1 protein-coding gene is annotated in these 374 nt (G+C 63.9%); it reads right to left on the minus strand.

What is annotated here, in order from left to right:
* On the minus strand, nucleotides 1–220 hold a 220-nt coding region (locus PUR61_RS13885), incomplete at its 3' end, for a hypothetical protein (protein WP_329879128.1).
* Nucleotides 221–374: the final 154 nt, after the last annotated feature.

The following is a 374-nucleotide window of genomic DNA, read 5'->3' on the forward strand; positions in this document are numbered from 1 at the left end:
GGGGCCCCAGCGCAAAACCCACACCACCCCCAACAACCAACCAGAAGTGCCGAAGGCCAACACCACCGGCTATCCCCCCCCCCCACCCCCCCCCACCCACCCCCCCCCCCCCAAAAAAAAAAAACAAAAAAAACCACCAAACACACACCACCAAAACCAAAAAAAAAAAAAAAAAAAAAACCCAAAAAAAAAACACAAAAAAACCCCCCCCCCCCCCCACCCCCCCCCCCCCCCCCCCACCACACCCCCCCCCAGAGCCCGCTCCCCCCACCCCCCCCCCCCCCCCACCCACACCCCAACAAAAACACCCCCACCCACCCCCACCCAACCCCCCCCCCCCACACCCCCCCCCCCCCCACCACACACACCCTCAC

It is taken from the genome of Streptomyces sp. BE20 (genome assembly GCF_036322525.1).
In the GTDB taxonomy this organism is placed as follows: domain Bacteria; phylum Actinomycetota; class Actinomycetes; order Streptomycetales; family Streptomycetaceae; genus Kitasatospora.